The 12124-nt window shown below is 60.6% G+C and carries 17 protein-coding genes; 11 read left to right on the forward strand and 6 right to left on the reverse strand.

Annotation, left to right across the window (positions count from 1 at the left end):
* Nucleotides 1–42: 42 nt before the first annotated feature.
* Nucleotides 43–951 carry a L,D-transpeptidase gene (locus ACQZ5N_RS24140; protein ID WP_448734343.1) on the forward strand — a complete coding sequence of 303 codons (909 nt, stop codon included), beginning with the start codon at nucleotides 43–45 and terminating at the stop codon, nucleotides 949–951.
* A 155-nt stretch (nucleotides 952–1106) separates the two neighbouring features.
* Complete coding sequence (locus ACQZ5N_RS24145; RefSeq protein ID WP_003522229.1) at nucleotides 1107–1832, forward strand: L,D-transpeptidase; 726 nt, start codon at nucleotides 1107–1109, stop codon at nucleotides 1830–1832.
* Nucleotides 1833–2030: 198 nt separating this feature from the next.
* Here the strand turns inward: ACQZ5N_RS24145 and ACQZ5N_RS24150 are convergent, their stop codons facing one another.
* Nucleotides 2031–2489, reverse strand: a complete 459-nt coding sequence (locus tag ACQZ5N_RS24150) for a MarR family winged helix-turn-helix transcriptional regulator (RefSeq protein WP_448734344.1) — start codon at nucleotides 2487–2489, stop codon at nucleotides 2031–2033.
* Nucleotides 2490–2681: 192 nt separating this feature from the next.
* Between ACQZ5N_RS24150 and ACQZ5N_RS24155 the strand changes: the two genes are divergently transcribed.
* From ACQZ5N_RS24155 to ACQZ5N_RS24165, 3 genes are all read left to right on the forward strand, one after another.
* The gene (locus ACQZ5N_RS24155) at nucleotides 2682–3104 is read left to right on the forward strand and encodes an organic hydroperoxide resistance protein (protein WP_003509379.1); all 423 of its coding nucleotides are present in this window, start codon (nucleotides 2682–2684) and stop codon (nucleotides 3102–3104) included.
* Nucleotides 3105–3212: 108 nt separating this feature from the next.
* Entirely contained in the window at nucleotides 3213–3596 is a 384-nt protein-coding gene (locus tag ACQZ5N_RS24160; RefSeq protein WP_020813119.1) for an MbcA/ParS/Xre antitoxin family protein, read from the forward strand.
* Nucleotides 3556–4317, forward strand: coding sequence for an RES family NAD+ phosphorylase (locus tag ACQZ5N_RS24165; RefSeq protein ID WP_448734345.1), 762 nt, complete (start codon nucleotides 3556–3558; stop codon nucleotides 4315–4317). Before ACQZ5N_RS24160 ends, ACQZ5N_RS24165 begins: the two co-directional genes overlap by 41 nt.
* Nucleotides 4318–4340: 23 nt before the next feature.
* Here ACQZ5N_RS24165 and ACQZ5N_RS24170 read toward each other — a convergent pair whose 3' ends face one another.
* The 4 genes from ACQZ5N_RS24170 to ACQZ5N_RS24185 all read right to left on the reverse strand — a co-directional run bounded on the left by ACQZ5N_RS24170 (nucleotide 4341) and on the right by ACQZ5N_RS24185 (nucleotide 7213).
* Nucleotides 4341–5855, reverse strand: coding sequence for an ABC-F family ATP-binding cassette domain-containing protein (locus ACQZ5N_RS24170; protein ID WP_448734346.1), 1515 nt, complete (start codon nucleotides 5853–5855; stop codon nucleotides 4341–4343).
* A 160-nt stretch (nucleotides 5856–6015) separates the two neighbouring features.
* A complete protein-coding gene (locus tag ACQZ5N_RS24175) occupies nucleotides 6016–6279 on the reverse strand; it encodes a hypothetical protein (RefSeq protein ID WP_448734365.1) in 264 nt (87 codons plus the stop codon).
* On the reverse strand, nucleotides 6242–6664 hold the full coding sequence (locus ACQZ5N_RS24180; protein WP_003522234.1) for a YciI family protein: 423 nt from the start codon (nucleotides 6662–6664) through the stop codon (nucleotides 6242–6244). The genes ACQZ5N_RS24175 and ACQZ5N_RS24180 overlap by 38 nt, the downstream gene beginning before the upstream one ends.
* Before the next feature lie 102 nt (nucleotides 6665–6766).
* Nucleotides 6767–7213: a MarR family winged helix-turn-helix transcriptional regulator gene (locus ACQZ5N_RS24185; RefSeq protein ID WP_059754000.1), complete on the reverse strand. Its 447-nt coding sequence runs from the start codon at nucleotides 7211–7213 to the stop codon at nucleotides 6767–6769.
* A 149-nt stretch (nucleotides 7214–7362) separates the two neighbouring features.
* Here ACQZ5N_RS24185 and ACQZ5N_RS24190 point away from each other — a divergent pair, with 149 nt between their 5' ends.
* The 3 genes from ACQZ5N_RS24190 to ACQZ5N_RS24200 all read left to right on the forward strand — a co-directional run bounded on the left by ACQZ5N_RS24190 (nucleotide 7363) and on the right by ACQZ5N_RS24200 (nucleotide 9490).
* The gene (locus ACQZ5N_RS24190) at nucleotides 7363–8091 is read left to right on the forward strand and encodes a DUF899 domain-containing protein (protein WP_003522236.1); all 729 of its coding nucleotides are present in this window, start codon (nucleotides 7363–7365) and stop codon (nucleotides 8089–8091) included.
* A gap of 27 nt (nucleotides 8092–8118) precedes the next feature.
* Complete coding sequence (locus ACQZ5N_RS24195) at nucleotides 8119–8613, forward strand: DUF1579 domain-containing protein (protein WP_003522237.1); 495 nt, start codon at nucleotides 8119–8121, stop codon at nucleotides 8611–8613.
* A gap of 97 nt (nucleotides 8614–8710) precedes the next feature.
* Entirely contained in the window at nucleotides 8711–9490 is a 780-nt protein-coding gene (locus tag ACQZ5N_RS24200; RefSeq protein WP_142778864.1) for a VOC family protein, read from the forward strand.
* 40 nt (nucleotides 9491–9530) lie between these two features.
* Here ACQZ5N_RS24200 and ACQZ5N_RS24205 read toward each other — a convergent pair whose 3' ends face one another.
* Nucleotides 9531–10427 carry a LysR family transcriptional regulator gene (locus ACQZ5N_RS24205; RefSeq protein WP_448734347.1) on the reverse strand — a complete coding sequence of 299 codons (897 nt, stop codon included), beginning with the start codon at nucleotides 10425–10427 and terminating at the stop codon, nucleotides 9531–9533.
* A 122-nt stretch (nucleotides 10428–10549) separates the two neighbouring features.
* Here ACQZ5N_RS24205 and ACQZ5N_RS24210 point away from each other — a divergent pair, with 122 nt between their 5' ends.
* From ACQZ5N_RS24210 to ACQZ5N_RS24220, 3 genes are read left to right on the forward strand one after another with little or no spacing between them, the layout of a single operon-like run.
* On the forward strand, nucleotides 10550–11272 hold the full coding sequence (locus ACQZ5N_RS24210) for an SDR family oxidoreductase (RefSeq protein WP_059753990.1): 723 nt from the start codon (nucleotides 10550–10552) through the stop codon (nucleotides 11270–11272).
* 10 nt (nucleotides 11273–11282) lie between these two features.
* Nucleotides 11283–11756, forward strand: a complete 474-nt coding sequence (locus ACQZ5N_RS24215; protein ID WP_003522241.1) for a carboxymuconolactone decarboxylase family protein — start codon at nucleotides 11283–11285, stop codon at nucleotides 11754–11756.
* A complete protein-coding gene (locus tag ACQZ5N_RS24220) occupies nucleotides 11753–12103 on the forward strand; it encodes an Atu4866 domain-containing protein (RefSeq protein WP_174056469.1) in 351 nt (116 codons plus the stop codon). The genes ACQZ5N_RS24215 and ACQZ5N_RS24220 overlap by 4 nt, the downstream gene beginning before the upstream one ends.
* Nucleotides 12104–12124 lie beyond the last annotated feature (21 nt).

A 12124-nucleotide genomic window follows, 5' to 3' on the forward strand; every position in this document is an offset into this window, starting at 1 on the left:
GGTTCATCATGTCGGTAGATTGGATTCCATGAAGCGGTTCAGATGATAGCACTCCTTTTGAAAAACGGTCGCCGGGCGGCCTCTCTGGCGGGGCTTGCCCTGCTGCCTCTCATGAGCGGCTGCCTTTTCGTGACGGATACGACCCGGATGGACCCGGATGTTTTCGTCAGGGAAACGGCGCCGGTATTCAATTTCAACTCCGTCAGCTCCAATCGCCAGCCGGAACTGCCGCCGCAGCCGGGCCAGCTTTCGACGCGCCCGCCGGATCTGTTCAGAACCCGCTTCCATCAGGAATACGGTCCGCCGGTGCGCGGGCAGGGGCTGCAAGCCCCGCAGGTGCAGGGTTATAACGCGCCGCAACCGCAGGGCCAGGCGATGGCCTACGGCCTGCCTGTCTCCAATCCGCTGCACCGGGTCATGTATGGCCCGATCCGCGATGAGGACCGCTCGCTGCCGGCCATTCCTTATGGCCGCATCGATCCGCGTTATCTCAGGCAGGAAGTGAGCTACCAGACGGCGGAAGCCCCCGGCACCATTATCGTCGATACCAGGCAGCATTTTCTCTATCTCGTGCAGTCCGGCGGCAAGGCGATCCGTTACGGCGTTGGGCTGGGGCGCGACGGTTATGCCTGGTCGGGCCGCGGCAAGATCCAGTGGAAGGCGAAATGGCCGCGCTGGACGCCGCCCGATGAAATGGTCAAGCGTCAGCCGGAACTCGCCTCCATCTCCGCCGCCAATGGCGGCATGACGCCCGGTCTCAACAACCCGCTCGGCGCGCGTGCGCTTTATATCTTCAAGGATGGCAAGGACACGCTTTACCGCGTGCATGGCACGCCGGACTGGCAATCCGTCGGCAAGGCGACGTCCTCCGGCTGCGTGCGCATGCTCAATCAGGATGTGATCGATCTCTACGAGCGTGTGCCGCAAGGGGCGCAGATTGTGGTTATCTGAACACGTTCTAAAAGAAAGAGATATTGGACCCATTCCGCCAGCGCCTTGTGACTGGCTTTTAGCGGTCGGTTAACTATTTTCGCAATACGCATGACACGGAACAAATGACGTACAACGGCGATATAGCCGTTCGAAATGTGGGACAAACCGGCCTTATGACAAGCACCGACACAGATCTTTCCAGACGCACCTTCCTTTCCCTTCTCGGCATCTCCTCCGCCTCGCTTCTCGCAGGCTGTGCCTCATCAGGTCCGGGAGGCGCCATTCGCCAGCAGGCAAGCGCCATCGGCAGCGATTTCCGGCAGATGTTCTCGCCGGGCGTCAGCGATGCGGAACTGGCCGTCATGTACGGCTCGGTTGAGGATGGCGGTTACGTCATTCCCGCCGTCCCCTATCAGAAAATCGACCGCCGTTATTACCGCCAGCGGGTTGTCGACCCGACCGGCGAACGCCCCGGCACCGTGGTTGTCGATACGCGCTCGCGCTTCCTTTATGTCGTGGAGCAGGGCGGCAGCGCCATGCGTTACGGCGTCGGTATCGGCCGCGAAGGTTTCGCCTGGTCGGGCGAGGGCGTCATCCAGTGGCGTCAGAAGTGGCCGAAATGGACCCCGCCGGACGAAATGGTCGCCCGCCAGCCGGAACTGGTCAAATATTCCTCCAAGAACGGCGGCATGCCGCCGGGCCTGAAGAACCCGCTCGGCGCGCGCGCCCTTTATATCTTCCAGAACGGCAAGGACACGCTCTACCGCCTGCACGGTTCGCCGGAATGGAACTCCATCGGCAAGGCCGTCTCTTCCGGCTGCGTGCGCCTGATGAACCAGGACGTAATCGATCTTTACGACCGCGTGCCGCAGAAGGCGCGTGTGGTGGTCTGGCAGTAAGCCGAGCCTCCTTCGCATAAAAAGGCGGCCCTGTGCCGCCTTTAATTTAAGGAAAACCTGTCCCCCATACTCGACGTCATCCTCGGGCTCGTCCCGAGGATCTAATCACGTCGCACTAAATCAATACGCTGCAGATGCTCGGGACAGGCCCGAGCATGACGGAAGAGAGATTATCAGCCCTTGTGACTTGCCGGAGGATTAGGGCCGGCTGAGGCTGTCCTTCAGCGCATTCACCCGGTCACGAATCTGCACCAGCTCCTCCAGCCCGCAGCCGGTGGCGCTGCCGATTGCCGTCATGATCTTCACGCCCTCTTTTTTGAGGTTCGCGCCCTTCGGCGTCAGGGCCACCAGCACCTGCCGCTCATCCACCGTGCCGCGCTTGCGGGTAATCAGCCCCGCATGTTCGAGCCTTTTCAGCAGCGGCGACAGCGTGCCCGAATCAAGGCCCAGCATTTCGCCGAGCGCCTTGACGGTGGATGTCTCTTTTTCCCATAGCGCCATCATGACAAGATATTGCGGATAGGTCAGCCCGATCGGGTCGAGCAGCGGCTTATAGGCGCGTGTGAAGGCGTGTGCCGCGCCATAAAGGGCAAAACATATCTGCTGGTCCAGCCTCAACAGGCTTTCCATCTTCTTCTCGTCGCCCTCTGCGTCCATTTTCCTGCTCCAAAATCAACCGGGAAGGGAACAATCAGCCCCCGCTTTCGGTTCCTGCCGCATGGATGCGCGGCGAAATTTCGTGAAAATTATCGCAAAAAACAAAATTTCATTCAATGCGCAAAACTATATTGCGCACAATTTAATTGTGCGTTATAAGATGCCCAACACCAACCCGAAGGAGTAAATGTCATGCCCATTCTCTACACGACCAAAGCATCCGCCACCGGTGGCCGCGCCGGCAACGCCAAGTCGGAAGACGGCGTTCTCGACGTGACGCTGACCGTTCCGAAGGAGCTGGGCGGCGATGGCGCCCGTGGCACCAATCCGGAGCAGCTTTTCGCAGCCGGTTATTCCGCCTGCTTCCTGGGCGCGCTGAAATTTGTCGCCGGCAAGGAAAAGGTAAAGATTCCTGAAGACACGACTGTGACGGCAACCGTCGGCATCGGCCCGCGCGAAGATGGCGGTGGCTTCGGCATCGAAGTGTCGCTGAAGGCCAATATTCCGGGCGTCGAGCGCGAAGTCGCCGAAAAGCTGGTTGCCGCCGCTCACATCGTCTGCCCGTACAGCCACGCCATGCGCACCTCCACGGAAGTGCCGGTCTCGGTGGCCTGATCCAATTCGCGTGAGTAAGCTATCTGAATAACGAGGCCGGGTTCATCCCGGCCTTCTTGTTTTCAGAAAGAAAAATGCTATATTCTTTCCAAGGAAAGGATATGCGCCATGAATATTCACGCCAAGAGCGCCATGGATCCCGCCTCGCAGGGCAGGGTCGTCACCAAGGCCGTTATCGCCGCCGCCGAACGGCTGGGCCTGAATGCCGCGCGCACGGCCGATATTCTCGGCGTTTCCGCCCCCACCGTGTCGCGCATGAAACGGCTCGATTTCCTGCTGGAGCCGGGCGCCAAATCCTTCGAGCTTGCGGTGCTGCTGATCCGGGTTTTCCGCTCGCTGGATGCGATTGCCGGCGGCGATGAGGCCGTGGCGAAAAACTGGCTGCGCAATCACAATGTCGCGCTGAACGCCGTGCCTGCCGACAAACTGACCACCATTACCGGATTGATCGATGTCCTCTCCTATCTGGACGCCCGACGCGCTCCTGTCTGAAAAATGCGCCGTATCGGGAAAATACTGGCGGCTGGTGGAAGCGCAGCATCAGGTCTCCACCATGAAACTGGTGGATACGGTGGAGGAGCAATCTCTGCTGGAAGATATTCTGGAGATGAGCAAGCGGCCGTTTCCGCCGGAATGCGCCGGTTTCGATTATCTTCTCGCCACACCCTTCCGGTATGGAGCCGCCTATCCGCATGGTTCGCGCTTCCGCCGCGCGGGCTATACCGAAGGCGTTTATTACGCCGCCCAGAAAGTGGAGACGGCGCTGGCCGAAATGGCCTTTTACCGGCTGCTGTTCTATGCCGAATCGCCGGGCACGCCGCTGCCTGCCAATCCCGCCGACTATTCCGCCTTCGCCGCCCGTATCGCCACCGATGCGGCGCTCAACCTGACGAAACCGGAACTGAGCCGGGATGCTCGCCTGTGGACCGATCTGCAGAATTACGAGCCATGCCAGGCGCTGGCCGATCAGGCGCGTCTGGCGAAGATCGAGGCTATCCTCTATCGCTCGGTACGCGACCCCGCCGGCGGCCTCAACATCGCGGTTCTGTCGCCGAAGGCTTTTGCCGCGAAGACGCCGGTGGAACGGATGAGCTGGCGTATCCACCTGTCGAAAACGGGGGTGCAGGCGCTCTGCGAATTTCCAATGCGCAGAACGGGTTTTGCTGTTTTGGATTTCGCCGGCGATCCACGCCTCGCCAGCCTTTTGGGCTGACGGGCGTTTGCTTTTCAAGACCATCAGGCCGAGGCGAAAAACCCTTCGGGATCGTCGACTTCCACCAGCCTGCGCTTGTCGATCAGCCAGAAGCGGGTTCCGACAGCCCGCACGAAACTCCTGTCGTGCGAGACGAACACGCAGCTGGCCTCGCGGCTGATGATTTCCGCCTCCAGCGCTTCCTGCCCCTCAATATCCAGATGGTTGGTGCGCTCGTCCAGCAGGTAGAAATTCGGCTCCGCCAGCCGCAGCGCCAGCATGGCAAGCCGGGCCTTCTGCCCGCCGGAAAGGGCGGCGATACGGCGTTTCTGCATTTCCATGTCGATCCCGGCGCCCGCGAGCAGGCCATGGATGCGCTGGTCGCCAATATCGAAGCGGCGGGACAGCAGTGAAACGGGCGTGCTGTCGTCATCGATCTCGGCGAGCGACTGATCGACATATCCGGCCACCAGCGAGGGCGTGGCCTTGATGCCCTCCTGTATCTGGCCTGCGCCCGATACGGCCGCCTGCAGAAGCGACATCAGCCGTGTCTTGCCGACGCCGTTGCGGCCGAGAATGACGATGCGGTCCCCCTGACGGACAAATTGCCGGCCGGTGCGAAACAGCACTGTTCCGTCCGGCGTCGAGACCGACACATCTTCCAGAGTGACCAGAACCCTGGCATGGGTGCCGCGATTGGCGAGCTGGATCTTGCCGGCGGATCGCTCGATATAAGCGGGCCGCGCCTTTTCCTCGATCTTTTCCGCACGCTCACGCAATTGCTTGGTCTTGACGGTCAGAAGATCGCTGCCGGAATTGATGCCGATATTGTTGAGCTTGGCGGCCTGCCGGCGCAATTGCTGGGCGGTTTTCATGTCGCGCTGGAAACGCCGCTCATCGGCGGCATCCTCTTCTTCCAGCACCGCCCGTGCGTAGCCATAGGGCAACCGGAACAGCGCCGAATTTTCCGGCCGCAGGAACAGCGTGCTCCTGGTGACATTATCGAGAAAGGCGCGGTCATGGCTGACGATGATGACAGCCGTATCGCGCGGCAATTCACCGAGCCAGTTTTCCAGCACATTGATCTTTTCGAGGTCGAGATGGTTGGTCGGTTCGTCGAGCAGCAGCACATCCGGCTCGGTGATCCATGCCCGCGCCAGCATGGCAAGCCTCTGCCAGCCGCCGCTCAGCTCTTTCAGGCGGCGCTCGCGGAATGGCTCCGGCACCAGCATGGCGTCGAAAATAATGTCGGCACGCCAGCTCTCGCTGTCGATCGTATCCGCCGGCAGGGCGGAAAGCACGGCGTCCCGCATCGTCCGTTCCATCAGCGGTGAGGGCAGATGCTGGTGGACGATGGACTGCGTCAGCCCGCGCAGCCGGGTGATATCGCCGCTGGTGGGCTCCATGTCACCGGAAAGGCAATTGAGAAGGGTGGATTTGCCGCAGCCATTGGCGGCGACGATGCCGATGCGGTCTCCCGCATTCACGGTGAGGCTGAGATTGGAAAAAAGCGGCTTGCCCAGAATGATTCCGAGGTTTCGAAGCGTGATGATGGTCATGAAGTCGTCTCTGGCAAGACGGACCCGTTGACGAACCGTGGTCTGCCAAAGGCAGTACGGGGTTTCGGTTCGGGGTGATCCGTCGTGAAAACATGCGCAACGGCAGACAAGCTGCATTCTGCGCGGCCTTTTGGGCAAACCAGAGTGTTGGTTGTTCCGGTCAGCCCTGCAAACGTGTCTGCAGGGCAAAAAGGTGGCAGAGCTGACGATTGCGCCAGAAGCAGGAAATATCCATGCGAAGCCTCCTTTCTTGAAACGGGTTGAACCGCTTCACCATTAACAGCGGCGGTTGTTCGAGGCAACGGCTTTTGCAGCGGCAGGCGGTGGGGGAGAGTGCGGCAAGCCCGCGCCCTCCCATTTTAATCCGGCCTTCGCCTGAGCGGCCTTTATTGCTTGGCGACGCGCGCGCGCAGTTCTTCCACATGCGCGGCGATTTCCGGCGTTACGGCGTCGCCGAAGTCTTCCATTTCGAACATCGGGCGGATTTCGATTTCGCTGCGCTCCAGCATCGGGTTCGGGCAGCGTTTCACCCAGGCTACGGCCTCGTCCATGTCCTTCACAGTCCAGATCCAGAAGCCGGCGACCAGCTCGTTGGTGTGCGGGAAGGGGCCGTCGATCACCGTGCGGCTGTCACCGTCGAACACAACCCTCTTGCCCTTGGAGGAGGGATGCAGGCCGTCGCCGGATTGCATGATGCCGGCATTGACCAGTTCCTCGTTGAATTTTCCCATTGCCTCGATCAGCTCGGTCGTGGGCATGACGCCGTCTTCGCTGCTTTTGGTGGCTTTTACAAAAACGATTGCACGCATGATCATTCCTCCTTGATTGCGCTTTCTTCGTAGTGTCGCTCCCCGGCACGACGGCCGGATGACATTGTCGCCGACAAAAGTGGCGCCATACCGTCAATCCTGTCAGCCGAGGTCGATAAGGTCACGGCGCAACCGGTCGGGGTCGCCGCTGCCGATGCGGGCTTCGATTTCGGCATGGGTCTGTTCCCAGATGGGGAAGGCGGCGGCGAGCACGGCCATGCCGTCCGCCGTCAGCCGCAGCCGCTTGCCGCGCTTGTCCTTCGGGTCCTGCTCGATGCTGACCAGCCCGCGCCGCTCCAGCGGCTTCAGCGCCGCCGTCAGCGTCGTGCGGTCCATGGCCAGAAGATTGGCGACCGGTCCCATCGGCGGTGGCTCCGGCCGGTTGAGCGACATCAGCAGCGAAAATTGTCCATTGGTGATGCCGACCGGCTTCAGTGCATTGTCGAACAACCGCGCCAAAGCCCGTGCGGCGCGCTGCGCATGCAGACACAAACAGGCATCCCGCACGAAAAGAGTTGCCGAAAAAGGAATCACGCTGGCGTTTGACATGGGATAAATATGTTGATATCAACCTAATTAGTCAAGCGGAACTTGATGCCCCGCAGACTGTTTATTGACTTTCAGCACAGAAATAGCCGGCGCCCACCGTTAAAGCGGGGCGGTGCCGTGGTGAAAGACGGATCCAAGGAGGAAAGATCATGTCTCATCCCGTCGTTTCGAAAGAGGAGTGGCTTGCGGCCCGCCGCGATCTGCTGGTGAAGGAAAAGGAAATGACCCGCGCCCGCGACAGGCTGAACGAGGCCCGGCGTGCGCTGCCCTGGGAAGAGGTGACGAAGGATTATATCTTCGATGCCCCTTCCGGCCCCAAATCGCTGAAGGAACTGTTCGGCACCTGCAGCCAGCTCATCGTCTATCACTTCATGCTGGCGCCGGACTGGGAGGAGGGCTGCGTCGGTTGCTCCTTCTTTGCCGATCATGTCGATGGCGCGCTGATCCACCTAAAGCATGGCGATGCGGGTTTCGTTGCCGTGTCGCGCGCGCCGCTTGAGAAGATCGAAAGCTACAGGAACCGCATGGGCTGGAAATTCCCGTGGGTTTCGGCCGAAAGCAGCGATTTCAACTACGATTATCAGGCCTCGTTCCGCGACGAGGACATGGCCAAAGGTGAAATCACCTATAATTACCGTGACATGGCGCCCTATGGCGACCTGAAGGACCTGCACGGCATCAGCGTTTTCGCCAAGGGCGATGACGGCAAGATCTACCACACCTATTCCACTTACGCTCGCGGCGCGGAGCAGACGCTCGGCACGTTGATGCTGCTCGATCTGGTGCCAAAAGGCCGTAACGAAGAGGAGGTAATGGATTGGGTGCGCCGTCACGACCAGTATGAGGACGCGCCGAAGGCAGCAGCCTGCTGCCACTGAAAACGGACGGACGAGGAGGAAACAACAATGGAAATGGAAATCGCCAAGCCGCAGAAGGAACATGAGTTCCTGAAGAGGATCGTCGGAGACTGGGTCATGACCTCCAGTTCCGGCCATGACTGCTATGACGCCAACGATCCCTCGCAGCGATTTACCGAGACGGTCCGCTCCATCGGCGGGCTGTGGATTGTCGGTGAGGGCACTGGCAGGATGCCCGATGGCGACCAGATGACGGCCGTGATCACGGTCGGCTTCGACCCGGCCAAGGGCAATTTCGTCGGCACCTGGGTAGGGTCGATGATGACCAATCTCTGGGTCTACAGGGGCTGGCTGGAAGAGGACGGCAAGACCCTGACGCTGGAAGCGGAAGGCCCGGCCTTCGACGGTTCCGGCCGCACCGATACCTATCACGACGTGCTGGTGCTGCATGACGACAATCACCGCAGCTTTTCCGGCAGCGTCAGGCAGCCGGACGGCACATTCAAGACCTTCATGACATCGGAATTCCGCCGCAAGGCCTGAGGCCCTGCGAAAATTTCACCCGAACCACCGGCGCCGCCGCATCCTGCGGCGGGCGCTTGCCGAAACACACCCGCCAAACCCTCCATAGGAGACGACAATGTCCGATACACATGGAAAATTCATCTGGGTCGAGCTGATGACGCCCGACATGGAAGCGGCAGCCCGCTTTTATGGTCATGTCGTCGGCTGGCAGACCAAGGATTTCGGCTCGCCGGAAATGCCCTATCTGGTGCTGGAGGCCGATGGCAAGGGCATGGGCGGCGTCATGGAGCTGACCGACGAGCACAAGGGCCAGGGCATTCCCCCGAACTGGACCGCCTATGTCGATGTCGACGATGTGGACGCCACGGCGAAACAATTCGCTGAAAAGGGCGGCGCGGTCAGACGCCCGCCGCAGGACATTCCCGAAATCGGCCGCTTCGCCGTGGTCGCGGATCCCTTCGGTGCGGTGCTCTGCATCATGACGCCGCTGCCGATGGAAACCGGCGGTTTCCCTGAGGATATGCAGGAAAAGCAGGGCCATGTCGGCTGGCACGAGCTCTTCACCGATAATGTCGATGAGGCCATGGCCTTTTACGGCGATGTGTTCGGCTGGACCAAGGACCATGATTTCGACATGGGCGACATGGGCCCGTACCGCATCTTCGCCTACAGGGGCAAGGCCGTCGGCGGCATGATGAAACGCATGCCGCAGGTCCCCGTCTGTCACTGGGGTTATTACTTCAATGTGGACGGTATCGATGACGCCATTACCCGCGTCAGCACCGGCGGCGGCAAGGTCGTCAACGGTCCGATGGAGGTTCCCGGCGAAAGCTGGATCGTCAACTGCGTCGATCCGCAGGGCGCTTATTTCTCGCTGGTTTCGCAGAGGAAATAGCCCTGTTTTCTAACGATCTGCCGGGGCTCGCTCCGGCAGATTACCGCTCTCTCGACAGGCGGACGTGATCGATGAAGGCGCGCAGCTTCGGCGCAAGATTGCGGCGGCTGGGATAATAGAGATAAAATCCCGCAAAGCTCGGGGAGTTGTTTTCCAGCATGGAAACGAGCTGCCCGCTCTCCAGATAGGGGCGGAATGTCTCTTCCATACCGAATGTGATGCCCGCACCGGCGCAGGCCAGCTTGATCATCAACTGCATGTCGTTGGTGGTGAAGGCCGGCTCCACCGCCACCGCAAATTCGCGGCCGTTTTCCGCAAATTCCCACCTGTATGGCGCCACACCCGGACGGGGTCGCCAGCCGATACACCTGTGCCCTATCAATTCGCGGGGCTGCGCCGGCAGGCCGAAGCGATCCCGATAGTGCGGCGAGCAGACGGCGAGCTGCCGCTGCGGAGCGGAAACCGGAACCGCAATCATGTCCTGCGCGATCAGTTCTCCAAGACGCACGCCGGCATCGTAGTGCTCGGCGACGATATCGAATTCCTCGTCCGTCACGACGATATCGAGCTGCACTTCGGGATGTATTTCCGCAAAGCGCGCAAGCAATGGCCCGGATAAAAAGCGCTCGGCTATCGAGGAAACCGCAAGGCGCAACTGCCCGCGCACGGCGTCGCTCAGGGACGACGCGGCATTGGCAGCCTCAACGAGATTGCCGATGGATGGCGAGACATCCGCATAAAGCTGCTGTCCCGCTTCCGTCAAGCTGACGCTGCGCGTGGTTCGTTGCACCAGCGCTATTCCCATTGTCTCTTCAAGCTTGCGGATGGTCTGGCTGACGGCGGAGCGGGTTACGCCGAGCCTGTCTGCAACGGCCCGGAAGTTGCGTTCCTCGGCAACCATGCAGAATGTCGAAAGCGCGTTGAGATCGATGTTCATTGGTTAGAAATTCTACCCATTGAGGTTATGATTGAGGTGGTTATCACGACAATGCCCAAGCTTTATCTTGTCCGCAATGGCCGCTTCCAGAAAAAGCCGGCCGTAACACCAAGGAGAAAGCCATGACATTGAACAAAGTCGTTCTCATCACAGGTGCATCGAGCGGGATCGGTGAGGGTATCGCAAGGGAACTGGCCGCCGCCGGGGCGAAGCTGGTGCTGGGTGCACGCCGCATGGACCGCTTGCAGGCGCTTGCCGAAGAATTGCGCGGGAAGGGCGCCGAGGTCGTCATCCAGCCGCTGAACGTGACGGACAGACAGAGCGTCGAGGCCTTTGCGGAGGCGGGGCGCAAGGCGTTCGGGCAGGTCGACGTCATCGTCAACAATGCCGGCATCATGCCGCTGTCGCTGATGTCGTCCCTGAAGGTCGACGAATGGGACCGCATGATCGACGTTAACATCAAGGGCGTGCTTTATGGCGTCGCCGCCGTTCTGCCCGAGATGACCGCCCGTTCTTCCGGCCATATCATCAACATCGCCTCCATCGGTGCGCTCGCCGTTTCGCCCACGGCTGCCGTTTATTGCGCGACGAAATTTGCGGTGCGGGCGATTTCGGACGGGCTGCGGCAGGAAAACCGTGACCTGCGTGTCACCTGCATTCACCCCGGCGTGGTGGAAAGCGAACTTGCCCACACCATCACCGATCCCGCCGCTGCGGAACTGATGCAGACCTATCGGGCCATCGCCCTGAAGCCCGACGCCATCGGCCGCGCGGTGCGCTACGCCATCGAGCAGCCCGACGATGTGGACGTCAATGAAATCGTCGTCCGACCCACCGCCGCCTGAGGAGAGCGACATGAAAGCGATTTTTCCGACCGTGCTTGCAATTGCCATGCTTGCGGCAAGTGCCGCCATCGCCAATCCGCAACGACTGGATGACAGGCTGAAGCGTGGCGATGAAGTCGTCCGCAGCCTCAACAATGGCCAGCCCCAGTCCAATCTGGAACGTCTGCGGCAGGAGTTTCCTTTCCTTGCCGATGCGACTGAAGGCTACGCCCTGGGGGAGGTCTGGTCCCGGCCGGGTCTGGACAACCGGACCCGCCAGCTAGCCGCCGTCGCGGTCATGGCGGCCCTTGGCGAGCGTGATCTGATGAAGGTCCATGCCGGTTATGCGCTCAATGTGGGCGCAACCGACGAAGAGCTGAAGGAAATGGTCTATCTGATCACCGTTCCCGCAGGATTTCCCAAAGCTATCGCCGCATCCCGCACGCTTGCCGAGCTGTTCGAGGAACGCCGCGCCAACGCTGCATCTGGAGGGCAAAGGCAATGAACATTGTTTCGACATCCGTTGCGCTTCTGCTCGCAACGGCTTCCGCCGATACGGGTTCCCGCAAAGCGAGCGACGCCATGGACGTGAATATGACCGAAACGGCTCAAACCCGGAACCACCCCTATGTCGGCATGTGGGTCACCGGCGATGGCCACATTCGCCAGGAACTTCTGCCCAATGGCCGGTATGACGAGGCGCGGGGCAACCGCAAAAGCGCCTATCGGGGGCGGTATGAGGTGAAGGGAAACCATATCGATTATTGGGACGATACCGGCTTCACCGCCGACGGCGAATTCGTCGACGATGTGCTTTATCACGGCGGCATGATCTTCTATCGCCAGAAGTAACGTCCCGCCAATCACGCGCCG

It is taken from the genome of Agrobacterium sp. 22-221-1 (assembly GCF_053522445.1).